Origin of the sequence: Paracoccus nototheniae, from assembly GCF_004335005.1 — a bacterium.
In the GTDB taxonomy this organism is placed as follows: domain Bacteria; phylum Pseudomonadota; class Alphaproteobacteria; order Rhodobacterales; family Rhodobacteraceae; genus Paracoccus; species Paracoccus nototheniae.
In genome coordinates this window covers 36,171-57,985 of record NZ_RQRT01000004.1, presented here as the reverse complement: position 1 = coordinate 57,985, position 21,815 = coordinate 36,171, and the positions used below count along the sequence as shown (strand labels likewise).

Sequence of the window (21,815 nt, the reverse complement as noted above, 5' to 3'; positions counted from 1 at the left end):
GACGTTTCGCCCGGACGGTCTTAGCCCGGCAGTTCGAACACGGTCAGCTGGCCGCCCAGTTCGGTATAGTCGCTGAGCGCGGCATAGCCGCCCACGGCACCCAGACCGTCATTGGGGTTGGTCAGACCGGCTGCCAGGCCGATCCCGGCCCAACCGCCGACACCCGACAGCACCGCAATGTACTGCTTGTCGTCACGCTCATAGGTCATGACGTTGCCGATGATGCCCGAGGGGGTGCGGAAGCTGTAGAGTTCCTCGCCCGTTTCGGCATCGACCGCCTTCAGATAGCCTTCCAGCGTGCCATAGAAGACGACATCGCCAGCGGTCGCCAGGGCGCCCGACCAGACCGAGAACTGTTCCGGCAGCGACCATTTGATCTCGCCGGCCACGGCGTCCCAGGCAATGAAGTTGCCCATGCCGCCATGGCTGTCAGGTGCGGGATACATCGACAGGGTCGCGCCCACATAGGGCTGGCCCGCCGTATAGGCGACGCGGAAGGGTTCGTAATCCATGCAGACGTGGTTGGTCGGCACATAGAACAGACCGGTTTTCGGCGAATAGGACGCCGGCTGCTGGTCCTTGGACCCCAGTGCCGCCGGGCAGACGCCGGTGGTGTTGGTGTCTTCGCCGTTTTGCGCGGTGGAATATTCGGCCACGACCATGGGACGGCCGTAGGTTTCCGATTCCTTGTCCATGTCGATATTGGTGGCCCAGTTCACCGCCGGATCGAACTTTTCGGCGACCAGCAGCTCGCCCGTCTCGCGGTCCAGCGTATAGCCGAACCCGTTCCGGTCAAAGTTCACCAGCAGCTTGCGCTCGACCCCGTCGATTTCCTTGTCGACAAGGATGTTCTCGTTGACGCCATCATAGTCCCACTCGTCATGAGGGGTCTTCTGATAGAACCATTTGGCCATGCCGGTATCGGCATCGCGCGCCATGATCGTCATCGACCATTTGTTGTCGCCGGGCCGCTGGCTGGGGTTCCAGGTCGAGGGGTTGCCGGTGCCGTAATAGACCAGATTCAGATCCGGGTCATAGCTGAACCAGCCCCAGGTCGAACCGCCGCCGATCTTCCACTGATCGCCTTCCCAGCTGTTCAGCGAACTGTCGGCGCCGATCGGCTCGCCCAGATGGGTGGTGGTTTCGGGATCGACCAGCATTTCCTCGTCCGGGCCGGTGGAATAGGCTTTCCACGCCTCGGTGCCGTCGGACAGGTTATAGGCGGTGATCCGGCCACGCACGCCGTATTCGCCGCCCGAGACGCCGACCAGAACCTTGTCGCCCACCGGCATCACGGTCGCGGTGTTCGTCTCGCCAATGGCCGGATCGCCGGTCTTGACCGACCATTTGACCTCACCGGTCAGCGCATCCAGCGCGACCAGCGTGGTGTCGGCCTGATGCGACAGGATCAGCCCGTCGGCATAGGCGACGCCGCGATAAACGGTGTCGCAGCACATGACCGCGATGACTTCGGGATCCTGCTGGGGGGTGTGGCGCCAGGCGATCTTGCCGTTGTCAGCCAGATTCAGCGCGAAGATGTTGTTGGGGAAGGGCGTGTGGACATACATCATGTCGCCCACGACCAATGGCCCACCCTCGTGCCCGCGCAGAACGCCGGTCGAGAAGCTCCAGGCGACGCGCAGGTCGCCGACGTTTTCCCGGGTGATCTGATCCAGTTCGGAATAGCGCTGGTTGGCATAGTTGCCGGTCTGGATCGCCCATTGTTCTGGCTTGGCGGTCTCGGCCAACACGCTTTCGTTTGCGTATGCCGAACCACCCGTCAAAAGCAAGGCGACAGCCGCGCTGTTCAAGAGATGTTTCATCAAGTGCTCCTCCGCTCGCTGGATGCAGTGCCGCGGATTTCCTCCCCCCGCAGCTTGTCCATTGACCGAGTGTTGGTCGCGCACCCCTTGGCGTCAATCGAAGCCCCTGCCATTTGCCCCTAAAGTCTTATGGGAAAACGGCAGAGAGCCCGGGAATTTTCGGCAATCGCGTCAGACCAGCCGTTCAGCGTGCCAGAAGACGTGGTCGGCCATGAAACTTTGCACAAAGAAATAGCTGTGATCATAGCCCGGATGCATCCGGAACTGACCCGGCTGGCGCCGCGCCATCATCGCATGGGCCAGTGATTCCGGGCGCAGCAGGTCCAGAAACTGGTCGTTCGCGCCCTGATCGATCAACACCTCGCCGGGATAGCCCTTCTCGGTCATCAGGATCGTCGCATCATGGGCGCGCCACGCGTCGCGATCTTCGCCCAGATAGGCGGTGAACTGTTTGCGGCCCCAGTCCGATTCCGTCGGATTCGCGATGGGCGAAAACGCCGAGACGGATTTATAGCGGTCGGGATGGGTCATCGCGATGGTCAGCGCGCCATGCCCGCCCATCGAATGGCCGGTGATGCCCATGGCATCGCGGTCGATGGCAAAATTGTCGCTGATCAGTTCCGGCAGTTCATGCACGATGTAATGCCACATCTGGAAATGCGGTTTCCACGGATCCTGCGTGGCGTTGACGTAAAAGCCCGCGCCCTGCCCCAGATCGTAAGCCTCGTCATTGGCCACCCCCTCGCCGCGCGGCGAGGTGTCGGGAAAGATGATGGCGATGCCAGCCTCGTCGCACCATTGCTGGGCGGCGGCCTTGGTCATCGCATTGTCATGGGTGCAGGTCAGACCGGACAGATACCACAGGACCGGCACACGCCCGTGCTGCGCCATCTCGGGCAGGTAGACGGCAAAGGTCATGTCGGTGCCGGTGGCCTGCGACTTGTGGCGATAGACGCCCTGCGTGCCGCCAAAGCTGCGGGTCTCGGATAGGGTCTCAAAGCTCATTCGTCTCTCCCTTCAGGATGTGGAACATGACCAGCGCATCGACCGGTCCCAGCTGTGGGTGAAGAAACGCCTCTGGCAGGCGGCCCACAACCTCAAACCCGACCGTCTGCCACAAATGGACGGCATCGCTGTTGGTTGAGACGACGAAATTGAACTGCATGGCACGAAAACCCTGCGCCTGCGCCCAGGATTTCGCATGACCGGCCAGGGCGCGGGCGATGCCCTTGCCCCGGCCCGCCGGATGGGTGGCGAACGAGGCGTTGGCAACATGGGCGCCGCCCCCCGCACGGTTGCGGCCCACATGGCTGGTGCCCAGAACGCGGCCCCCGGCCAGCGCCACGAACGCCGTGAAGGGTGCGGCGAACCAGTCGGCCAGCGCCTCGTCCCGGGTGATGTCGCGGGGGATGCAATAAGTTTCTCCCGCGCGATAGACGGGGCGCAGGATATCCCAGATGGCGTCGTGATCGTCGGGGGTGGCGGGGCGGATGACCACCCCGCCAGACCCGGTCATTTCAGGTCGTCCACGGTGCGGATCACCCGGCCCAGCAGGCCGTAATCCAGCGCCTCTTGCGTGTTCAGCCAGAAATCGCGCTGCGTGTCCTTTTCGATCCGCTCGACGCTCTGGCCGGTCGCCTCGGCAAAGACCTGGTTCAGACGGTCGCGCATCAGGCGCACCTGTTCAGCCTGAATCATCATGTCCGACGAGGTGCCGCCGATCCCGCCCGAGGGCTGATGGATCAGGAACCGCGTATTGGGCAGACAAAACCGGTTTTCCTTTTTCGCCGCCACAAAGATCAGCGCGCCCGCACTGGCCACCCAGCCCGAGCCGATTGTGCGGACCGTGGGTCGGATGAACTTGATCACGTCATGGATCATGTCGCCCGATTCCACATGCCCGCCGGGCGAGGAAATCAGCATGTTGATCGGCCCGTCGCCATCCTCGGCCAGGGCCAGCAGATGCGCCACGGTGCGCTGCGCCAGCTTGTCGTTGATGGCGCCCGCCACGATCACCGTGCGCGATTTGAAATACAGCTTGCCGATCTTGTCGCCTTCGGGAAGGCCCAGTCCGCCGTCCTTGTCGCTCTGGTGGCGGCGGTCGCCCTCTTCCGGTTCGTCGTCGTCGTCATCGTTCAACCACTGGTGACGCATCGGCCTGCTCCTTGTTCTCTCTTATGGCGACGGCGGGACCGGGGCCCCGCCGTTCTTTTACCTAAGCAGCGATGAAGGATCAGTAAAGGACGACCGAGCGAATGGATTCGCCATGATGCATCAGATCGAAGCCCTTGTTGATGTCTTCCAGCGGCATGGTGTGGGTGATCATCGGGTCGATTTCGATCTTGCCGTCCATGTACCAGTCGACGATCTTGGGCACATCGGTCCGCCCGCGCGCGCCGCCAAAGGCCGTGCCCTTCCAGACCCGCCCGGTGACCAGCTGGAACGGACGGGTGCTGATCTCGGCCCCTGCCGCGGCCACGCCGATCACGACGGACACGCCCCAGCCCCGGTGGGTGCATTCCAGAGCGTCGCGCATGACCTTGGTGCTGCCGGTGGCGTCAAAGCTGTAATCGGCGCCGCCGATCTGATCGAAGGGCGTCTTGGTCATCTCGACGATGTGCTGGACGATATTGCCGTCGATTTCCTTGGGGTTGACGAAATGCGTCATCCCGAAGCGTTCGGCCATCTCCTTGCGGTCGTTGTTCAGATCGACGCCGATGATCATGTCGGCGCCCGCCAGACGCAGGCCCTGAACGACGTTCAGCCCGATGCCACCCAGACCGAACACCACGGCCTTGGCGCCGATCTCGACCTTGGCGGTGTTGATGACCGCGCCGATGCCGGTGGTCACGCCGCAGCCGATATAGCAGATCTTGTCAAAGGGCGCGTCGTCGCGGACCTTGGCCACCGCGATTTCCGGCAGAACAGTGTGGTTCGCGAAGGTCGAGCAGCCCATGTAGTGATAGATCGGCGTGCCATCCAGCATGCTGAACCGGGTCGTGCCGTCGGGCATCAGGCCCTGCCCCTGCGTCGCGCGGATGCGGGTGCACAGGTTCGTCTTGCCCGACAGGCAGGACGCACATTCGCGGCATTCGGGGGTATAAAGCGGGATCACATGATCGCCGACCTTCAGCGATTTGACGCCCTCGCCGACCTCGACCACGATGCCTGCGCCTTCATGGCCCAGAATCGCGGGGAAAATCCCCTCGGGGTCGGCACCCGATCGGGTGAATTCGTCGGTATGGCAGATGCCGGTGGCCTTGATCTCGATCATGACCTCTCCGGCCTTGGGGCCTTCCAGATTGACCTCCATCACTTCCAGCGGCTTGCCGGCCTCGAGGGCCACGGCGGCACGGGTTCTCATCGGTCTTCTCCTCTCGCTCCCTTAGGGGCTTGTCAGGGCGAAGGGGCCGACGAAGCGGCCCCTTTTGTCAGGTCTTGCGGTCCCGTCCGTTGTCGGTTCGGGCAGGCATGGCGTCAAGCGGGCAGCGCGCCGGACCGCTTGGCCACGTGGGTCGCGATCGCGTCCATCAGCGGTGGGGACAAAGCATCATAGGGTTCCAGCCCCAGCTCGCGCAGGCGCGACCGGATGCCGTCCATCTGCGACGGCTCGACCCCGGATTCGATCACCGAGCTGACAAAGGCGGCAAATTCCGGTGCCGACCAACCGCCTTCGGGCGACAGTTCGGTATGGATGAAATCCAGCCCATAGAACGGGTGGTCCTTGTTCTCGATCCGGCCGTACATGTGGACGCCACAATCGCGGCAGCGATGGCGCTGGATCGGGGCGTCGGCATTGACGACCTGCAGCTTGTCGCCGTTTTCCAGCACCTCGACCGCATCGCGCGATACGACGGCAACCTGGCTGAACACCGCGTCATCGGGCTTCCAACATTTGGTGCAGCCGCAGACATGGTTATGCGCCGTCTGCGCGCTGACCCGGACCTTGACCGGGTTCGAGGCGCAATGACAGGTCAGCACGCCGCCGGAAAAGCCCGGACTGCCCTGCTTGATGCCATGGTCGACAGCCGGGTGGATATGCACCCCATCGGAATTCGTCATCATCCCCTCCTCTGACTGACCGGCGGGCCTTGGGCGGGCCGGACGTGACCAAAGGTCGCGCCATTGGGAACAATCGGCAAGTCAGCGGAAGGTGGCAGCAGCCCGGCACCAGGGCCGGGCTGCATCAGCATCAGGCGTATCAGCTGGCAGGCATCGAAGACACGCCCACCTTGGCCGGGCGCAGCAGCCGGTCATGCAGGTGAAAGCCGTTATCCATCACCTGAATGATGTGCCCCTTGACGGTGCCGGGGACCGGAGCCTCGAACATCGCCTCGTGGATCGCGGGGTCGAAGCGGTCGCCCGCCTCGGGGCGGATGATGGTGATGCCGTGTTTGGTGAACACATGCGACAGTTCCCGCAGGGTCAGTTCCACCCCTTCGATCAGGGCGGCGGCACTGGCGCGCTGTTCCTCGCCCGCCGCATCCAGCGCACGGGTCAGCGCGTCATGGACCGGCAGCAGGTCGCGGGCCAGACGCGAGCCGCCATATTGTTCGGCGTCGCGGCGGTCCTTGTCGGCCCGCTTGCGCGAGTTTTCCGCATCGGCCAGCGCCCGCATCCATTTGTCGCGCATCTCGTCCCGCTCGGCGATCAGGCGCGTCACCTCGTCATCGGGATCGGCCAGGGGGTCGTCCAGGAATTCGTCCATCGGCTGTTCGTTCTGCTCGCTCATTTCACTTCATCCTTTCCGGCCAGACAGCACCCGCCCGACCAGCTGCGCGGTATAATCGACAATCGGCACGATCCGACCGTAATTCAGCCGGGTCGGCCCGATGACACCCACCGCGCCGACAATTTTCCGGTCGGCATTCATATAGGGTGAAACCACCAGAGCGGAACCCGAAAGTGAAAAAAGCTTGTTCTCGGACCCGATGAAAATGCGCACCCCCTCGCCCCGTTCGGTCAGTTCCAGAAATTCCACGATGTCACGCTTGCGTTCCAGATCGTCGAACAGGATGCGGATGCGGTTCAGATCGGCGGCCTCGCTGTCCAGCAGGTTCGCCCGGCCCCGCACGATCAGGCGCGGATCGGCCGCCTCGGCCCCCCACAGCGCGATGCCCGATTCGACCAGCTCGGCGGCCAGAACGTCCAGTTCGCGCCGCCGCGTGCTGATCTGATGGGCCAGCCCGCCGCGCAGTTCGGCCAGCGTCTTGCCCTCGGCCATGGCGTTGAGGAAATTCCCGGCCTCGCGCATGGAGGAGGGCGTCTGGCCCGGCGGCGGGGTAAAGATACGGTTTTCGACATGCCCGTCGGCAAAGACCAAAACCACCAGCGCCCGGTCGATGCCCAGACTGACGAACTCGATATGCCGGATCGGTGCCTCGTGCTTGGGCATCAGCACCAGGGACGCGCCCCGCGTGATCGACGATAGGGCCGTGCTGACCCGGTCCAGCAGCACGCCGGTTTCGGGATCGTCATTGCCAAGCGTCTGGTCGATCGCGGCGCGGTCGGTGGGGGCGACGGCGTCGATCTCCATCATGCCATCGACGAAGAGGCGCAGCCCCATCTGCGAAGGCAGCCGCCCGGCCGAGGCATGGGGGCTGTCCAGAAGACCCATCAGTTCCAGATCCTGCATGACGTTGCGGATCGTGGCGGCGCTGACCTTTTCCGACAGCGCCCGCGTCAGGGTGCGCGATCCCACCGGCTCTCCGGTGTCCAGATAGGATTCGACGACCCGGCGAAACACTTCGCGGGACCGGTCGTTCAGCTCGTTCAGCAGCGTTTCCTGACCCATGGCCCTCGTCTTGTGACCCCTCGTGGGGTTGCGTGATGGTGCCCCCGGGCGGTATGGGGCAACGTATCTTCACGAAAAGGAAAAGTCATGCGCCCGTCAGGCCGGAATCTAGCCCAAATGCGTCCGATTTCAATTGAAACCGGGGTGATGCGGCACGCCGAAGGCTCGTGCCTGATCAAATGCGGCGATACGCATGTCTTGTGCACCGCCACGATCGAGGACAACCCGCCCCGCTTTCTGAAGGGCACCGGGCTTGGCTGGGTCACCGCCGAATACGGAATGCTGCCACGCGCGACGAACACGCGCAACCGCCGCGAGGCGGCGCAGGGCAAGCAATCGGGCCGCACGCAGGAAATCCAGCGCCTGATTGGGCGCAGCCTGCGCGCCGGCATCGACCGCAGCGCGCTTGGCGAACGCCAGATCAGCATCGATTGCGATGTCATTCAGGCCGATGGCGGCACGCGCTGCGCGTCGATCACCGGAGGCTGGGTCGCGCTGCGTCTGGCCGTGAACAAGCTGCTGGCCGGCCGCGCGATCACCAGCGACCCGATTCTGGATCATGTGGCCGCCGTCAGCTGCGGCATCTATGCGGGCCAGCCGTTGCTGGATCTGGATTATGCCGAGGACAGCGAGGCCGGGACCGACGGGAATTTCGTCCTGACCGGCGGCGGTCGCCTGATCGAGGTGCAGATGTCCGCCGAGGGCGCGACATTCTCGCGCGGCGAGATGGGGCAGCTGCTGGATCTGGCCGAGGCGGGCATGGCCGATCTGGTCGCCGCCCAAAAGGCCGCCATCGGATGAGGACATTCGCCGAAAAGCGTCTGCTGGTCGCGACGCATAACGCGGGCAAGCTGGCCGAGATGCGCGCCCTGCTGGCCCCCTACGGCGTCGAGGTCGTCGGCGCCGCCGAAATGGGCCTGGCCGAGCCTGCCGAGACCGAAGACAGCTTTGTCGGCAATGCCCGCATCAAGGCCAGCGCCGCCGTGGCCGCGACGGGCCTGCCCGCGCTGGCCGATGACAGCGGCATCAGTGTCGATGCGCTTGGCGGCGCGCCGGGCGTCTATACCGCCGATTGGGCCGAAACCGGGTCGGGCCGCGATTTCCCGATGGCCATGGCCCGCACATGGCGCGAGCTGGAGGCCATCGACGCCCCTGCCCCGCGCCATGCGCAGTTCCGTTGCACGCTTGTCCTGATGTGGCCCGATGGGCATGACGAGGTGTTCGAGGGTGTGCTGCCCGGTCAGGTCGTCTGGCCCCCGCGCGGCGCCGAGGGGCATGGCTATGATCCGGTGTTTCAGCCCGACGGCCATGACATCACCCTGGGCCAGATGCCTGCCGCGCTGAAAAACAGCCTCAGCCATCGCGCCCGCGCCGTGGAGCAGATGATCGAGGCCGCCTTTGCGTAAGCTGACCAACGGATCGCCCTTCGAGGCAAAGCTGGCCTATAGCCGCGCCGTGGTGCGCGGCGACTGGAGCTTTGTCTCGGGCGTGACGGGGTATGACTATGCCGCCATGACCATGCCCGAGGATATTGCCCAGCAGGCTAGAAACTGTTTCCGAACGATCTTTTCCGTTCTGGCCGAGGCCGGGTTCGCCCCCGACGACATCATGCGCGTGCAATACACTATCACGGATGCCGGTCTGATCGAGGCGCTGGCCCCGGCCCTGTCCGAAGCGCTGGACGCCATCCGGCCCGCTGCGACGATGATCGTGGCCGGTCTGATCCGCCCGGAAATGAAGATCGAGATCGAAGCGACGGCGTTCCGGGGATGACCGACCTGTCTCAGGACTGGCGCGCGGGCGGCTTTGGTCTGTATGTCCATTGGCCCTTTTGTGCGGCCAAATGCCCCTATTGCGATTTCAACAGCCATGTCACCGCCCATGTCGATCAACAAAGGTGGGCCGCGGCGCTGTGCGCCGAAATCGCGCGGGTCGCGGCAGAGACGCCGGACCGGCATCTGGGCAGCATCTTCTTTGGCGGCGGCACGTCCTCGCTGATGCTGCCCGAGACGGTGGATGCGGTGATCCGCGCGGCGCAGGCCGGGTGGGGGTTTACTAATGACATCGAAATCTCGCTGGAGGCCAATCCGACCAGCGTCGAAAAGGGCCGCTTTCGCGGCTTTGCCGATGCGGGGGTCAATCGCCTGTCCATGGGCGTGCAGGCCCTGAACGATGCCGATCTGCGGCGCCTTGGGCGCATGCATTCGGTGGCCGAGGCCCGCGCCGCCTTTGACGTGGCCCGCGAGGTCTTTGGACGGGTCAGTTTCGATCTGATCTATGCGCGTCAGGGTCAGGATCGCGCCGCATGGCGGTCCGAGCTGCGCGAGGCGCTGGATATGGCCGTCGATCACCTGTCGCTGTACCAGCTGACCATCGAGCCGGGCACCGTCTTTGGCGCCCGCGCGGCGGCCGGAAAGCTGCGCGATCTGCCCGATGACGACCTGTCCGCGGATCTGTATTTCGACACGCAGGAGATTTGCGAGGCCGCCGGGATGGGCTGCTATGAAATCTCGAACCATGCGCGGGCGGGGTCGGAAAGCCGGCACAATCTGGTCTATTGGCGGCAGGGGGATTGGGCTGCGGTCGGGCCCGGTGCGCATGGCCGCCTGACGCTTGCATCGGGCCGCGTGGCGACTGAAGCACACAGGATGCCCGGCGCGTGGCTGGCTGCCGTCGAGACAGGCGGAACGGGCGAGAGCCTGCGCGAGTTCATCCCCCGTGACGAACAGGCGACGGAGTATCTGCTGATGGCCCTGCGCCTTGGCGAAGGATTAGACGAAGCACGGCATGCCGCACTGGCGGGCCGCGGATTTGACGACGATGTGGTCGCCTCGCTGTCGGAAATGGGCATGATCCGCCGTCAGGATGGCCGTTTGATGGCCACCCGACAGGGGCGTCCCGTCCTGAACGCCATCCTGCGCGATCTGGCGGTCTGAGCGATGCGTCAGCAGCTGTGGCTGATCGTCGGATGGCTGTTTCTGGGCATGGGCATCATCGGTGTGGCCCTGCCCGTCATGCCGACCGTTCCGTTTCTGCTGGTTGCGGCCTGGGCCTTTGCGCGGTCATCCCCCGTGCTGCATCGCCGCATTCTGGATCATCCGACCTATGGCCCCTCGGTCAGGGCGTGGCAGGAACGCGGAGCGGTGAGCAGGCTGGCGAAGATCTGGGCGATCACCGCGATGAGCGCCGGGGTCGGGCTGTCATGGTATGCGGGCATGCCCGGATGGGTCGTTGCCACGCAGGCCGGGATCTGCGCGAGCGTTGCGGCGTTCTTGATCACCCGGCCTGAAGCATGACTGCATATAGATAAAAATTCGAAATCCGGTCTATATCTGGTTAGCCTTGACCACCCAAAAGCTGGCAGAGTTGGTCGAGCTGGTCGAGTTCGCGATAGGTGATCGTGATATGGCCGCCCTCGGTCCCGACATGCGAGATGTCGACCCTCATCTTGAGATGCGCAGAAAGATCAGCCTCGAGCGCCCGCGTGTCCGCATCTTTCTCCGTGTGCCGCGACGCCTTCCGGGCCTTGGCATCGGACGGTTGCGCCTGATTGCGGACCATTTCCTCTGTCTCGCGGACCGAGAGGCCCTTTTCGGCAATCTTCATGGCCAGTTGCGGCGCGTTGGGCGCCGTGATCAGCGCACGGGCATGGCCCGCGCTGAGCTTGCCGGACTTGACCATGTCCTGAACCTGTTCAGGCAAAGTCAGAAGCCTCAGCAGGTTGGCGATGTGACTGCGGCTTTTGTTCAACGCCTCGGCCAGGCGTTCCTGAGTGTGGCCAAAGCGGTCCATGAGCTGGCGGAAGGATGCGGCCTCTTCGATGGCATTCAGATCCGCGCGCTGAATGTTTTCGATAATCGCAACTTCAAGCACCTCGGTATCGGTCATCTCACGGATAATGACCGGAATTTCATGCAGTTGCGCCATCTGTGCGGCGCGCCAGCGACGTTCCCCGGCGACGATCTGGAACAGCGCCTTGTCGTCGGGGTGCGGCCGCACGATCAAAGGCTGCAGGATGCCTCGTTGCTTCAGCGATGCCGCCAGCTCTTCCAGCGCCTCGGGATCGAAGCTGCGCCGTGGCTGGTCGGGGTTGGCGGTGATCTGTTCGATCGGCACCAACGTCCGGTCGCGGACGGGTGCGGCTGCCGGGCTGCCGTCAAGATCCATATCGGCCATCAAGGCGGACAGGCCACGCCCCAGACCGCGCTTTGCAAGTTTGTTATCCGACATCAGGCATTCTCCGGCTGAAGGTTCAGGCGCGCCGTAAATTCGGCCGCGAACTGACGATACGCGACGCTGCCCTTGGACGAGGGGTCATAGATCAAAACCGGCTGTGCGTGCGACGGCGCCTCTGACACGCGCACATTCCGGGGAATGACGGTCGGATAGACAAGATCGCCCAAGGTTTCCCTGGCATCCGCCTCCACCTGTTGGGAGAGGTTGTTGCGGTAATCCGACATGGTCAGCAGGATGCCATTGATGCGCAAACGGGGATTTGCACCCTGCCGGACCTGCTTGACGGTCGCAAGAAGCTGGGAAAGACCCTCGAGCGCATAGAACTCGGCCTGCAGTGGAACCAGCACGCTGGTGGCCGCAACCATCGCATTGACCGTCAACAAACCAAGCGCAGGTGGACAATCGATCAGAATGATCGTTCCCGCAGGTGCCGAGGAAAGCTGCCGTTCCAGCAATCTGGTCCGATCAAGTGCCTGAGACAGTTGAACATCTGCCGATGCAAGATCGGACGTGGACGGGACGACACGGAGGTTCCTGATGTCCGTTTCCAAGGCGGCGGTCTGAAGGTCGACCTCTCCGGTCAGGAGATCATAGATCGTGTAATCGCGTTGATCGCCACTGATGCCAAGGCCGGTCGATGCGTTGCCCTGAGGGTCAAGATCAACCAATATCGTCGAATGGCCCGCCTGCGCCAGCGCTGTCCCAAGGTTTACAGCGGTCGTCGTCTTTCCAACGCCGCCCTTTTGATTGGCGATGGCCACGATATGCTGCTCAGGCATGAGACACTCCGGTCACTTTCAGGATTGCGGCTTCTGGATCCGTTCTACTCGGGTATGCGGCGAAATCAAATCGCCAATCGACAGAGGCTTGTTCGCACTCGGCCTTCCATGTCCGACCCTTCATCAACCATGCGGTTCCCCCCGGCTTCAAATGTCTTTCTGCCATTTCAAGAAGTTTGGGCAACGGCGCCAAAGCGCGTGCCGAGAGGTGATCCGCGCGGGACGGTTCGGTGGACTCGATCCGTTCAGACAGGACAGTCACTTGGTGCAGTTCAAGTTCGCGCACAACAGTCCGAAGAAACGCCGCCTTGCGTTGATCACTTTCAACCAAATGAACCGTTAGGGCCGAACCAGCGGTCATGATCCCGATAACGATGCCGGGCAGACCGCCGCCAGACCCCAGGTCGACCCAATGCCCACCTGAAGGATCAGCAAGCGCAACAAGCTGCAGCGAGTCTTGGATATGGCGAAAGCGAAAGTCCGGAATGGTCGATGCGGCGACCAGATTGATTTTTGGATTCCATTTGGCGACCAGAGACTGATATGCCAGCAGCAAGTTTTCTGTTTCACGTGAAACATTGGTCATGCTGAATGGCGCATCTTTAGCTTGGTGGCTGCAATCAGAAGAGTCAGCGCCGCTGGCGTCATGCCCTCGATCCTCGCCGCCTCAGCCAGATTGCGGGGCTTGATGTCCGCCAGCTTGCGGGAGATCTCATTGGATAGGCCACCGAGGGACTGGTAGTCCATATCCACATGCAGAACCAACCCCTCGCTTTGCTTCAAATCATCGACATCTTTTTCTTGCCGCTTAACATATTGGGCATAAATGGCGTCATTCCGAAGCTGATTCAGCGTCACTGAAGAGACCTGACCCAAGCAAGGTGCGATCTGGCGAATAGTGGAATCTTCAATTTCGACAACTGCAAGCAAATCGAACACCGACCTTGCGCGCCCATCTTGGCGCACATTGACGCCGCACCGCGCAAGCTCGGTTGGGGTCAGGCTGGTCGCTTCCGCCAAAGCCCGAGCCTTGGTGTAACGGTCTTGCCGTGCATTGAACATGACCTGACGCTCTACACCGACGCATCCAAATTGGATGCCGAAGGGCGTCAGGCGCTGGTCCGCATTATCAGCCCGCAGCGTCAGTCGGAACTCTGCTCTCGACGTGAACATGCGGTAAGGTTCAGTCACCCCAAAATTGGTCAAATCGTCAATCATCACCCCGATGTAGCTTTCCGCGCGGCTGAAAATCGCAGGATCACGTCCGGTCGCTGCCAAGGCCGCGTTCAGGCCCGCCACAAGCCCCTGGGCCGCCGCCTCTTCATACCCGGTCGTCCCGTTGATCTGGCCAGCAAGGTAAAGTCCATCGACGGTCCTTACGGCCAGCGATGCATCAAGGCTGCGGGGATCGATGTAATCATATTCGACCGCATAGCCGGGCTGCAGAATATCGACATTCTCCAACCCTTGGATGGATCGAACGTAGGCCCGCTGAACTTCGACCGGCAATGACGTCGAGATCCCGTTCGGATAGACGGAATGGCTGTCCAAGCCTTCCGGTTCCAGGAATATTTGATGGGATGATTTATCCGCAAAGCGAACGACCTTATCCTCGATCGAGGGACAATAGCGGGGACCGCGACCAGAAATATGGCCGCCATACATGGCAGAGCGATGAAGATTGTCGCGAATGATCCTGTGCGTGGTCTCATTCGTATGAGTAATTCCGCAAGAAATCTGCTCGGACAAAGGTCCGGCGTCCATGTAGGAAAAGGTGGCGGGCTCTTCATCGCCAAGTTGCTGCTCAAGAACCGGCCAGTTGATGGTCCGGCCATCAAGGCGCGGTGGCGTCCCGGTCTTCAGGCGCCCTAAAGGCAATCCGAACTTCTTCAGCGACTCTGCAAGGCCGTTTGCGGACGCATCACCCCACCGGCCAGACGCACGCGTCACATCACCGATATGAATAAGCCCGTTCAGGAACGTGCCGGTGGTCAGAATGACGGTCGAGCAGACGATTTCCTCCCCATTTGACAAGCGAAGGCCGGTTACACTTCGTTCGCTTCCCAGAAGCTCCGTAACCTCGGCGAATTTCAGATCGACGCCAGGGTAAGTGCTGATCAGCGTCCAAGCGGCATCCCGATACAAGGACCTGTCCATCTGCGCCCGGGGGCCTCGGACTGCCGGTCCTTTTCTGCGGTTCAAAAGGCGAAACTGAATGCCAGCCCGGTCTGCAAGGCGGCCCATGACTCCATCAAGGGCGTCTATTTCGCGAACAAGGTGCCCCTTTCCCAAGCCACCAATGGCCGGGTTGCAAGACAAAGCCCCAATATCGGATTGTTGCATCGTAATCAGCAAAACCGACACGCCCATCCGGGCAGCAGTCGTCGCGGCCTCAAGACCGGCGTGGCCGGCACCGATCACGGCGACATGGTAATGTTTCACGTGGAACAACTCCTACTTACCGATGCAGAAAGACAAAAAGATCAGGTCCAGATAGTCCTCGGCCCCAATCCGTCCCACAAGCCGGTCTAATGAGGATGCCGCGATCCTCAGCGATTCGGCAATCAATTCGGCGGGAAAATCGCCAATATTCTCAAGCGCGGACAGGGCCGTTGCCAATTCTGCGCGTTGCCTGTCATGGCTGATAACACCTGCATGCGCGACACGCTGTTGCAACCGGGCATGAAGCGTACTGAGCAAAGCCTCAACACCTTGACCTGTTATCGGTGACACGGCCAGACCAGAGACATGCGCCAGCTTGTCCGCGTGCCCTTGCACAGCAAGATCACCTTCAAACCACAGATCCCGAACTGGTGTTCCGTCAACGGACAAATGGATCCGAAGGTCGGCCAACGCTGCTCGCTGCCTTGCGCGTTCAATGCCTACGGCCTCAATCGCGTTCTCGGCATCCCGCAGTCCCGCCGTGTCCAGAAAGGTGACAGCAAGCCCGTGAAGGTCATATCGCAGTTCGATCACATCACGAGTCGTTCCGGCTGTTTCGGAAACAATCGCCATCTCCCGTTTTGCCAAACGGTTTAAAAGGCTTGATTTTCCAGCGTTCGGAGGCCCAACGATCGCAATCTCGAACCCTGCGCGTAAGCGTTCGGCCGCACCGAAACCGTCCAATTCCCGACGCAGTGCAATCTGCAGTTCCTCGATCGCCTCGAAGACCCGCTGCGGGACGTCATCCGGCACATCCTCATCCGCGAAATCGACGCTGACCTCGACAAGCGCTCCGGCCTCGACCAGCAACCTGCGCCAATCCTCGGCTTTGCGCCCCAACTCACCCGACGCTGTCCGAAGCGCAAGCTTGCGTTGCTCTTCCGTCTCGGCTGCCAGCAGATCCCCCAGCCCCTCGATCGAGGCAAGATCCATGCGCCCGTTCAGGAAAGCACGCCGCGTGAATTCACCGGCCTCTGCCGGACGCGCCCCAAGATCCACCAAGGCACGCCCCACCCGACGCGCAATGACGGGGGCGCCATGCAGGTGCAACTCGGCGACTTCCTCACCGGTAAAGCTGGACCCGTCTGCGAACCACATCGCCAGAACCTGATCGATCAGGTCATCCGCATCCGCAAGATCGCGGAAATATGCGACCCTTGGCGAAGGCATGGGACCGACCAGACGCTCGGCAGCCGATCTTGCACCCGACCCGCTGAGGCGAATGATCGAAACGCCCCCCCGCCCGGGCGGGGTGGCTTCTGCAAAGATCAGGTCCATCGCTGCCCCGTCAGGCGTTCATCGAGTCGAAGAACTCGGCATTGCTCTTGGTCTGTTTCAGCTTCGAGATCAGGAATTCGACCGCATCGGTCGTCCCCATCGGGTTCAGGATCCGACGCAGCAGATAGGTTTTTTGCAGATCCTTGGCATCGACCAGCAGCTCTTCTTTCCGGGTGCCGGATTTCAGGATGTCCATGGCCGGGAAGACGCGCTTGTCGGCGACCTTGCGATCCAGAACGATCTCGCTGTTGCCGGTGCCCTTGAATTCTTCAAAGATCACCTCGTCCATACGCGATCCGGTATCGATCAGCGCGGTGGCGATGATGGTCAGGCTGCCGCCCTCTTCGATATTCCGCGCGGCACCGAAGAACCGCTTGGGGCGCTGCAACGCATTCGCATCGACACCACCGGTCAACACCTTGCCCGAGCTGGGCACAACAGTGTTGAAGGCGCGCCCAAGTCTTGTGATCGAATCCAAAAGGATCACAACATCTCGTTTATGCTCGACCAGACGCTTGGCCTTTTCAATGACCATCTCGGACACCGCGACGTGGCGGCTGGCCGGTTCGTCAAAGGTCGATGACACGACCTCGCCGCGCACGCTGCGCTGCATGTCGGTCACTTCCTCGGGCCGCTCGTCGATCAGCAGCACGATCAGATAGCATTCGGGGTGATTGCGTTCGATGGAATGCGCGATGTTCTGCAGCAGCACCGTCTTGCCGGTCCGCGGCGGGGCCACGATCAGCGACCGCTGGCCCTTGCCGATCGGTGCGACCAGATCGATGATCCGCGCGCTGCGATCCTTCAGGGTCGGATCCTCGATTTCCATGTTCAGCCGCTCATCGGGATAAAGCGGGGTCAGGTTGTCAAAGGCGACCTTGTGGCGGGCCTTTTCGGGATCCTCGAAATTGATCTTTTCGGCCTTGGTCAGCGCGAAATACCGCTCATTCTCGCCGGGTGCGCGGATGACGCCCTCGACCGAATCGCCGGTGCGCAGCGAATGCTGCCGGATCATGTCGGGGCTGACGTAAATATCGTCCGGTCCGGGCAGATAGTTCGCCTCGGTCGACCGCAGAAAGCCGAAACCGTCCTGCACGACCTCCAGAACGCCTTCGCCGCCGATCTCCCAGCCCTCTTCGGCATGCTCCTTGAGGATCGAGAACATCATCTCGCCCTTGCGCATGGTCGAGGCGTTCTCGACATCCCATTCCTCGGCCATCGACAGCAGGTCGGCGGGGCTTTTGGCTTTCAGGTCGATCAGATTCAGGCGTTCTTCGGTCATCTTGGCAAATACTTTCGGCCGCGCGACAGATCGGGCGGACAAGACGTTGTGTGTGGAAAATCCCGTACCGGACGGCCGGGGTTGGGGCGCAAATAAGCCGCCCGCCCCCTCGAGTCAATCTTTTCGATCAGAACTTGACGATCACCGAGGTGACAATCCCCACCATCAGCAGGGTCGGAACCTCGTTCATCATGCGATATCGCCGCCCGGTCTGCGCCGATCCGGCCGCCAGACGCCGCCGTTCGGCCGCGCACCACATGTGAAACACGGTCATCGCGATCACGCAGACGGCCTTGACCCAAGGCCAGGTCATCGACCAGCTGACGATCCCCGGCGTCAGCACCAGCGACAGCCCGCTGATCCAGGTCGCGATCATCGCCGGGCGCATGATCACGCGCAGCAGCTTGTCTTCCATGATCACGAAGCTGCTGACCGGTTCGGACCCGCTGGCCCCGCGTTCGGCGTGATAGACGAACAATCTGGGCAGATAGAACAGGCCCGCCATCCACGAGATGACCGCCATCACATGGAATGCCTTCACATAGGGATAGATCAGCGCCAATCCGTCGAACATCGCGGTTCCTTTCCGTCTTCCCCACTTAAATAGAAAGAAGAGAGAAAGGAATGTTGTTGTAGTAGGGCCTGTGGACACAAGGATGTGGACTCTACCCACCGGGATTTCCTCAGAATCGCCCACTGTGGACAAGGATGTGCGGAACCCATGACAGAGCCTGAAAAATGTTTGTAAACAAAGCGGTGAAATGTGGATAAGTTTGCGGATAAGAGTCCCGTGCCAAACTTGCCCACAGAAGGCCCGCCGTGCCGCGCCCGGTTGTCCACCTGTGCGCAACCCATCCTCGTTCCGGCTCCGTTCCAGGGCAAAGTTTGCGGCTGTCAGGGCTTGACGCGGGTTGTCTTCAGGCCCCGCCCCGATTCCCCCGGCTTTTGTCCACAGGCCGCACCTGCGCCGTCCCAGCCACAGCAAATGCTGCATGTGGCCGGTCAGGGCTTTCGCCCCGCGCGGCCTGCCCTTACTCTGTGATCTGAAACGGTCAGCGATGAACATGCCCATGCCAGACGACCTGCCAGCCAGCCAGATAATCCACGCGCCGCTTGCCGGGGTGATCGGCATGCCCATCGCGCATTCCCGTTCACCCCGTCTGCACGCTCATTGGCTGGCGCGTTATGGCCTGCCAGGCCATTACGTCCCGCTGCCGGTCATGCCCGAACATCTGGCCGAGGTGCTGCGCATCCTGCCGCGCGCGGGTTTCGTCGGCGCCAATGTCACCATCCCGCATAAAGAGGCCGTGCTGACGCTGGCCGATACCGTCACCGATCGCGCCGCGCTGATCGGGGCGGCGAACACGCTGATCTTTCGTCCGGACGGCAAGATCCATGCCGACAATACCGACGGCTATGGGTTCATCGCCAATCTGCGGCAATATGCGCCCGACTGGCAGCCCGATCTGGGCCCGGCGGCGCTGATCGGGGCAGGCGGGGCGGCGCGGGCCGTGGTCGCCTCGCTTTTGGACAGCGGCGTCAAGGAATTGCGCATAACCAACCGCACCCGTCTGCGGGCTGAACAGATCAGGGCGGAATTCGGCGCGCGGCTGGTCGTCTATGACTGGGCGCAGGTCGGCAACATGCTGGAAGGCGCGACCACGGTCGTCAACGCCACCTCGCTTGGGATGCAGGGGAAACAGCCCCTGCGCGTGCCCATGGATGCGCTGTCGCCCAATGCTCTGGTCACCGATCTGGTCTATACGCCCCTGATGACCCCTTTTCTGGCCGAGGCGCAGGCGCGCGGCTGCCGGATCGTCGATGGTCTGGGCATGTTGCTGCATCAGGCGGCGCCCGGCTTTGAACGCTGGTTTGGCCAGCGCCCCGAGATTGACGACGAAGCCCGCAGGGTCGCCCTGGGATGAGCTTTCGGCTTGGCCTGACGGGCAGCATCGGCATGGGCAAATCCACGACCGCGCAGATGTTCCGCGATCTGGGCCATCCGGTCTGGGATGCCGATCAGGCGGTGCATCGTCTTTATGCCCCCGGCGGCGGCGCCGTGGCACCCGTGGCACAGGCCTTTCCGACCGCGCTGAAGGATGGCGGCATCGACCGCGCGGGGCTGAAAGCCGCGCTGGCCGCCGATCCCGGCGCCCTCGCCCGGCTGGAGGCGCTGGTCCATCCGCTGGTGGCGCAGGACCGTCAGGACTTTCTGATCCGCCATGCCGACCGGCCTCTGGTCGTTCTGGACATCCCGCTGCTGTTCGAAAGCGCCAGCGCGCCGGATCTGGACGGGGTCGCGGTCGTCTCCACCGATGCCGCCACGCAGGCGGCGCGGGTGCTGGCCCGACCCGGCATGACGCCTGCCATGCTGCAGATGATCCTTGCGCGGCAGATGCCGGATGTGGAAAAGCGCGCCCGTGCCGACTGGATCATTCCGACCGACAGCCCGGACAGCGCCCGCGCCGCCGTCGCCCGCATCGTGAAAGAGGTTCTGCCCCATGCGTGAGATCGTTCTGGACACCGAAACCACCGGCTTCGACGCCGAAGGCGCCGACCGCATCGTCGAGATCGGCGCGCTGGAGCTGTTCAACCACCTGCCCACCGGGCAAACCTTTCACGTCTATATCGACCCCGAACGCCCGATGCCGAAAGAAGCGTTCGACGTTCACGGGCTGGGTGACGATTTCCTGCGCGGCAAGCCGAAATTCGCGGCTATCGCCCGCGATTTCATCGATTTCATCGGGCCGGATGCGAAACTGGTCATCCATAATGCCAGCTTCGACATGAAATTCCTGAATGCCGAACTGAAACGCGCAGGTCATCCGGTCCTGCCCTGGTCACGGGCGCTGGATACGCTGATGCTGGCGCGAGAGAAATTCCCCGGCTCTCCGGCATCGCTGGATGCGCTCTGCCGCCGCTTCGGCGTGGACAATGGCGGTCGGGATCTGCACGGTGCCCTGCTGGACAGCGAATTGCTGGCCGAGGTGTATCTGGAGCTGATCGGCGGCCGCCAGCCCGATCTGGTGCTGGACCGACCCGCATCGGCGGACAGTGAAACCCGTGGCGCGGACGGCCAGATCCAGCCTCGCGCGGCCCGTCCGCGCCCCCTGCCGCCCCGCCTGACCGGGGCCGAGGCACAGGCGCATGCCGAATTCGTGGCGGGTCTTGGCGAACAGGCCGTCTGGACGCGATTTGTCGCACCCTGACGGCGGCCTTGCGCGACGGGCGGTCGCGCCTCATGCTGGATCAAAGCGGTGTGGGGCATGATGCTGGACTGGTTGCGCGAATTCGGATCGTTCTGGGGCGCCATCTTCGAACGGATGGACAAGACCCATATGACCCTGATTGCCGCAGGGGTTGCCTTTTATGCGATGTTCGCGGTCTTTCCCGGCCTTGCCGCCATCATCGCATTGTGGAGCCTGTGGTTCGATCCCCTTGTCGTGCTGACTTATCTGGATGTGGCGCATGAATTCCTGCCCGCAGGGGCGTCCGATATCGTCGATGATCAGGTCACGAACCTGACCGATAACGGCCAGACCTCGGTCGGCTGGACATCCTTCGTGTCCTTCCTGATCGCGACGATCGCGGCGCGGGCCGGGGTCGACGCGCTGATCCGGGGCCTGAACGCGGCCTATGGGGTGCGGGCGCATTCCACGATCTTCGGCTTTCTGCTGGCCTATCTGCTGACGCTGGTGATCGTGGGGATCTCGCTGGCCGGGCTGGCGACCATCGTTGTGGTGCCGGTGGTGCTGAATTTCATGGTCTTTGCACCCTTCCGGTCATCCTTGCTGACGGTGCTGCCTTGGGCGGGGATGTTCCTGCTGGTCATCCTGACCATCGGGGTGCTGTATCGCTATGGCCCCAACGTCAAGACGCCCCGGACGCCGATCTTCACCTGGGGCGCGCTGTTCGCCGCCGTCCTGTGGTCGGCGGGATCCATCGCCTTCTCGGCCTATCTGGGCAGCTTCAACAGCTATAACCGGATCTATGGCTCGATCGGGACGGTCGTGGCGCTGCTGATGTGGTTCTATCTGGCGGGGTTCTCGGTCCTGCTGGGGGCCTTGATCAACGTCGAACTGGCGCGCCGCCGCCGCCTGAGGGCCGCACGCGAGGCGCGGCGCGGCTTTACCGAACTGGCATCGGGCAAGGCCAAATGAAAAAGGCGCCCCGCAGGGCGC

General features: G+C 62.7%; 24 protein-coding genes. 9 read left to right on the top strand and 15 right to left on the bottom strand.

All coding sequences use genetic code 11. The annotated features are described in order from the left end of the window. Positions 1–20 precede the first annotated feature (20 nt). From EG885_RS03295 to hrcA, 8 genes are all read right to left on the bottom strand, one after another. Positions 21–1,823, bottom strand: a complete 1,803-nt coding sequence (locus EG885_RS03295; RefSeq protein ID WP_131573054.1) for a methanol/ethanol family PQQ-dependent dehydrogenase — start codon at positions 1,821–1,823, stop codon at positions 21–23. Between the two features lie 171 nt (positions 1,824–1,994). Then, a complete protein-coding gene (fghA, locus tag EG885_RS03290) occupies positions 1,995–2,828 on the bottom strand; it encodes an S-formylglutathione hydrolase (protein ID WP_131573053.1) in 834 nt (277 codons plus the stop codon). Then, a complete protein-coding gene (locus EG885_RS03285) occupies positions 2,818–3,339 on the bottom strand; it encodes a GNAT family N-acetyltransferase (protein WP_131573052.1) in 522 nt (173 codons plus the stop codon). The genes fghA and EG885_RS03285 overlap by 11 nt, the downstream gene beginning before the upstream one ends. Beyond that, positions 3,336–3,977, bottom strand: a complete 642-nt coding sequence (locus tag EG885_RS03280) for an ATP-dependent Clp protease proteolytic subunit (RefSeq protein WP_131573051.1) — start codon at positions 3,975–3,977, stop codon at positions 3,336–3,338. Before EG885_RS03280 ends, EG885_RS03285 begins: the two co-directional genes overlap by 4 nt. A gap of 79 nt (positions 3,978–4,056) precedes the next feature. Then, positions 4,057–5,187, bottom strand: a complete 1,131-nt coding sequence (locus EG885_RS03275; RefSeq protein ID WP_131573050.1) for an S-(hydroxymethyl)glutathione dehydrogenase/class III alcohol dehydrogenase — start codon at positions 5,185–5,187, stop codon at positions 4,057–4,059. Positions 5,188–5,300: 113 nt separating this feature from the next. Continuing rightward, positions 5,301–5,885: an S-(hydroxymethyl)glutathione synthase gene (gene gfa / locus EG885_RS03270; RefSeq protein ID WP_131573154.1), complete on the bottom strand. Its 585-nt coding sequence runs from the start codon at positions 5,883–5,885 to the stop codon at positions 5,301–5,303. Between the two features lie 139 nt (positions 5,886–6,024). Then, positions 6,025–6,555 (bottom strand): nucleotide exchange factor GrpE, encoded by a 531-nt coding sequence (locus tag EG885_RS03265; protein ID WP_131573049.1) that lies wholly within the window; start codon positions 6,553–6,555, stop codon positions 6,025–6,027. A 6-nt stretch (positions 6,556–6,561) separates the two neighbouring features. Next, entirely contained in the window at positions 6,562–7,617 is a 1,056-nt protein-coding gene (hrcA, locus tag EG885_RS03260; RefSeq protein WP_131573048.1) for a heat-inducible transcriptional repressor HrcA, read from the bottom strand. An 87-nt stretch (positions 7,618–7,704) separates the two neighbouring features. On the opposite strand from hrcA, the gene rph reads away from it, so the two are divergent. The 5 genes from rph to EG885_RS03235 are packed head-to-tail and all read left to right on the top strand — an operon-like array spanning position 7,705 to position 10,913. Continuing rightward, a complete protein-coding gene (rph, locus tag EG885_RS03255) occupies positions 7,705–8,418 on the top strand; it encodes a ribonuclease PH (RefSeq protein WP_131573047.1) in 714 nt (237 codons plus the stop codon). Then, entirely contained in the window at positions 8,415–9,023 is a 609-nt protein-coding gene (locus EG885_RS03250) for a non-canonical purine NTP pyrophosphatase (RefSeq protein WP_131573046.1), read from the top strand. Before rph ends, EG885_RS03250 begins: the two co-directional genes overlap by 4 nt. After that, complete coding sequence (locus EG885_RS03245) at positions 9,016–9,390, top strand: RidA family protein (protein ID WP_131573045.1); 375 nt, start codon at positions 9,016–9,018, stop codon at positions 9,388–9,390. Before EG885_RS03250 ends, EG885_RS03245 begins: the two co-directional genes overlap by 8 nt. Next, entirely contained in the window at positions 9,387–10,553 is a 1,167-nt protein-coding gene (gene hemW, locus EG885_RS03240; RefSeq protein ID WP_131573044.1) for a radical SAM family heme chaperone HemW, read from the top strand. Before EG885_RS03245 ends, hemW begins: the two co-directional genes overlap by 4 nt. 3 nt (positions 10,554–10,556) lie before the next feature. Next, on the top strand, positions 10,557–10,913 hold the full coding sequence (locus EG885_RS03235; RefSeq protein ID WP_131573043.1) for a YbaN family protein: 357 nt from the start codon (positions 10,557–10,559) through the stop codon (positions 10,911–10,913). Positions 10,914–10,953: 40 nt separating this feature from the next. On the opposite strand, the gene EG885_RS03230 is transcribed toward EG885_RS03235, so the two are convergent. The 7 genes from EG885_RS03230 to EG885_RS03200 all read right to left on the bottom strand — a co-directional run bounded on the left by EG885_RS03230 (position 10,954) and on the right by EG885_RS03200 (position 18,208). Then, entirely contained in the window at positions 10,954–11,847 is an 894-nt protein-coding gene (locus EG885_RS03230; protein ID WP_131573042.1) for a ParB/RepB/Spo0J family partition protein, read from the bottom strand. Then, a complete protein-coding gene (locus EG885_RS03225) occupies positions 11,847–12,632 on the bottom strand; it encodes a ParA family protein (RefSeq protein ID WP_131573041.1) in 786 nt (261 codons plus the stop codon). The genes EG885_RS03230 and EG885_RS03225 overlap by 1 nt, the downstream gene beginning before the upstream one ends. Then, entirely contained in the window at positions 12,625–13,218 is a 594-nt protein-coding gene (gene rsmG / locus EG885_RS03220; RefSeq protein ID WP_131573040.1) for a 16S rRNA (guanine(527)-N(7))-methyltransferase RsmG, read from the bottom strand. Before rsmG ends, EG885_RS03225 begins: the two co-directional genes overlap by 8 nt. Then, a complete protein-coding gene (mnmG, locus tag EG885_RS03215; protein WP_131573039.1) occupies positions 13,215–15,074 on the bottom strand; it encodes a tRNA uridine-5-carboxymethylaminomethyl(34) synthesis enzyme MnmG in 1,860 nt (619 codons plus the stop codon). The genes rsmG and mnmG overlap by 4 nt, the downstream gene beginning before the upstream one ends. 12 nt (positions 15,075–15,086) lie before the next feature. Beyond that, the gene (gene mnmE / locus EG885_RS03210; RefSeq protein ID WP_131573038.1) at positions 15,087–16,352 is read right to left on the bottom strand and encodes a tRNA uridine-5-carboxymethylaminomethyl(34) synthesis GTPase MnmE; all 1,266 of its coding nucleotides are present in this window, start codon (positions 16,350–16,352) and stop codon (positions 15,087–15,089) included. Between the two features lie 10 nt (positions 16,353–16,362). Continuing rightward, positions 16,363–17,634 (bottom strand): transcription termination factor Rho, encoded by a 1,272-nt coding sequence (gene rho, locus EG885_RS03205; RefSeq protein ID WP_131573037.1) that lies wholly within the window; start codon positions 17,632–17,634, stop codon positions 16,363–16,365. 127 nt (positions 17,635–17,761) lie between these two features. Beyond that, positions 17,762–18,208: a CopD family protein gene (locus tag EG885_RS03200; protein ID WP_131573036.1), complete on the bottom strand. Its 447-nt coding sequence runs from the start codon at positions 18,206–18,208 to the stop codon at positions 17,762–17,764. A 496-nt stretch (positions 18,209–18,704) separates the two neighbouring features. On the opposite strand from EG885_RS03200, the gene EG885_RS03195 reads away from it, so the two are divergent. The 4 genes from EG885_RS03195 to EG885_RS03180 are packed head-to-tail and all read left to right on the top strand — an operon-like array spanning position 18,705 to position 21,794. After that, the gene (locus EG885_RS03195) at positions 18,705–19,559 is read left to right on the top strand and encodes a shikimate dehydrogenase (RefSeq protein ID WP_131573035.1); all 855 of its coding nucleotides are present in this window, start codon (positions 18,705–18,707) and stop codon (positions 19,557–19,559) included. Continuing rightward, positions 19,556–20,143, top strand: a complete 588-nt coding sequence (coaE, locus tag EG885_RS03190; protein ID WP_131573034.1) for a dephospho-CoA kinase — start codon at positions 19,556–19,558, stop codon at positions 20,141–20,143. Before EG885_RS03195 ends, coaE begins: the two co-directional genes overlap by 4 nt. Next, the gene (gene dnaQ / locus EG885_RS03185; RefSeq protein WP_131573033.1) at positions 20,136–20,843 is read left to right on the top strand and encodes a DNA polymerase III subunit epsilon; all 708 of its coding nucleotides are present in this window, start codon (positions 20,136–20,138) and stop codon (positions 20,841–20,843) included. The genes coaE and dnaQ overlap by 8 nt, the downstream gene beginning before the upstream one ends. Before the next feature lie 57 nt (positions 20,844–20,900). Beyond that, entirely contained in the window at positions 20,901–21,794 is an 894-nt protein-coding gene (locus tag EG885_RS03180) for a YihY/virulence factor BrkB family protein (RefSeq protein WP_131573032.1), read from the top strand. Positions 21,795–21,815 lie beyond the last annotated feature (21 nt).

What these genes read in the sequence shown, in the direction of transcription:
- EG885_RS03295 (WP_131573054.1), bottom strand. Translation starts at nt 1,823, where the DNA reads ATGAAACATCTCTTGAACAGCGCGGCTGTCGCCTTGCTTTTGACGGGT.
- fghA (WP_131573053.1), bottom strand. Translation starts at nt 2,828, where the DNA reads ATGAGCTTTGAGACCCTATCCGAGACCCGCAGCTTTGGCGGCACGCAG.
- EG885_RS03285 (WP_131573052.1), bottom strand. Translation starts at nt 3,339, where the DNA reads ATGACCGGGTCTGGCGGGGTGGTCATCCGCCCCGCCACCCCCGACGAT.
- EG885_RS03280 (WP_131573051.1), bottom strand. Translation starts at nt 3,977, where the DNA reads ATGCGTCACCAGTGGTTGAACGATGACGACGACGACGAACCGGAAGAG.
- EG885_RS03275 (WP_131573050.1), bottom strand. Translation starts at nt 5,187, where the DNA reads ATGAGAACCCGTGCCGCCGTGGCCCTCGAGGCCGGCAAGCCGCTGGAA.
- gfa (WP_131573154.1), bottom strand. Translation starts at nt 5,885, where the DNA reads ATGACGAATTCCGATGGGGTGCATATCCACCCGGCTGTCGACCATGGC.
- EG885_RS03265 (WP_131573049.1), bottom strand. Translation starts at nt 6,555, where the DNA reads ATGAGCGAGCAGAACGAACAGCCGATGGACGAATTCCTGGACGACCCC.
- hrcA (WP_131573048.1), bottom strand. Translation starts at nt 7,617, where the DNA reads ATGGGTCAGGAAACGCTGCTGAACGAGCTGAACGACCGGTCCCGCGAA.
- rph (WP_131573047.1), top strand. Translation starts at nt 7,705, where the DNA reads ATGCGCCCGTCAGGCCGGAATCTAGCCCAAATGCGTCCGATTTCAATT.
- EG885_RS03250 (WP_131573046.1), top strand. Translation starts at nt 8,415, where the DNA reads ATGAGGACATTCGCCGAAAAGCGTCTGCTGGTCGCGACGCATAACGCG.
- hemW (WP_131573044.1), top strand. Translation starts at nt 9,387, where the DNA reads ATGACCGACCTGTCTCAGGACTGGCGCGCGGGCGGCTTTGGTCTGTAT.
- EG885_RS03235 (WP_131573043.1), top strand. Translation starts at nt 10,557, where the DNA reads ATGCGTCAGCAGCTGTGGCTGATCGTCGGATGGCTGTTTCTGGGCATG.
- EG885_RS03230 (WP_131573042.1), bottom strand. Translation starts at nt 11,847, where the DNA reads ATGTCGGATAACAAACTTGCAAAGCGCGGTCTGGGGCGTGGCCTGTCC.
- EG885_RS03225 (WP_131573041.1), bottom strand. Translation starts at nt 12,632, where the DNA reads ATGCCTGAGCAGCATATCGTGGCCATCGCCAATCAAAAGGGCGGCGTT.
- rsmG (WP_131573040.1), bottom strand. Translation starts at nt 13,218, where the DNA reads ATGACCAATGTTTCACGTGAAACAGAAAACTTGCTGCTGGCATATCAG.
- mnmE (WP_131573038.1), bottom strand. Translation starts at nt 16,352, where the DNA reads ATGGACCTGATCTTTGCAGAAGCCACCCCGCCCGGGCGGGGGGGCGTT.
- rho (WP_131573037.1), bottom strand. Translation starts at nt 17,634, where the DNA reads ATGACCGAAGAACGCCTGAATCTGATCGACCTGAAAGCCAAAAGCCCC.
- EG885_RS03200 (WP_131573036.1), bottom strand. Translation starts at nt 18,208, where the DNA reads ATGTTCGACGGATTGGCGCTGATCTATCCCTATGTGAAGGCATTCCAT.
- EG885_RS03195 (WP_131573035.1), top strand. Translation starts at nt 18,705, where the DNA reads ATGCCAGACGACCTGCCAGCCAGCCAGATAATCCACGCGCCGCTTGCC.
- coaE (WP_131573034.1), top strand. Translation starts at nt 19,556, where the DNA reads ATGAGCTTTCGGCTTGGCCTGACGGGCAGCATCGGCATGGGCAAATCC.
- dnaQ (WP_131573033.1), top strand. Translation starts at nt 20,136, where the DNA reads ATGCGTGAGATCGTTCTGGACACCGAAACCACCGGCTTCGACGCCGAA.
- EG885_RS03180 (WP_131573032.1), top strand. Translation starts at nt 20,901, where the DNA reads ATGATGCTGGACTGGTTGCGCGAATTCGGATCGTTCTGGGGCGCCATC.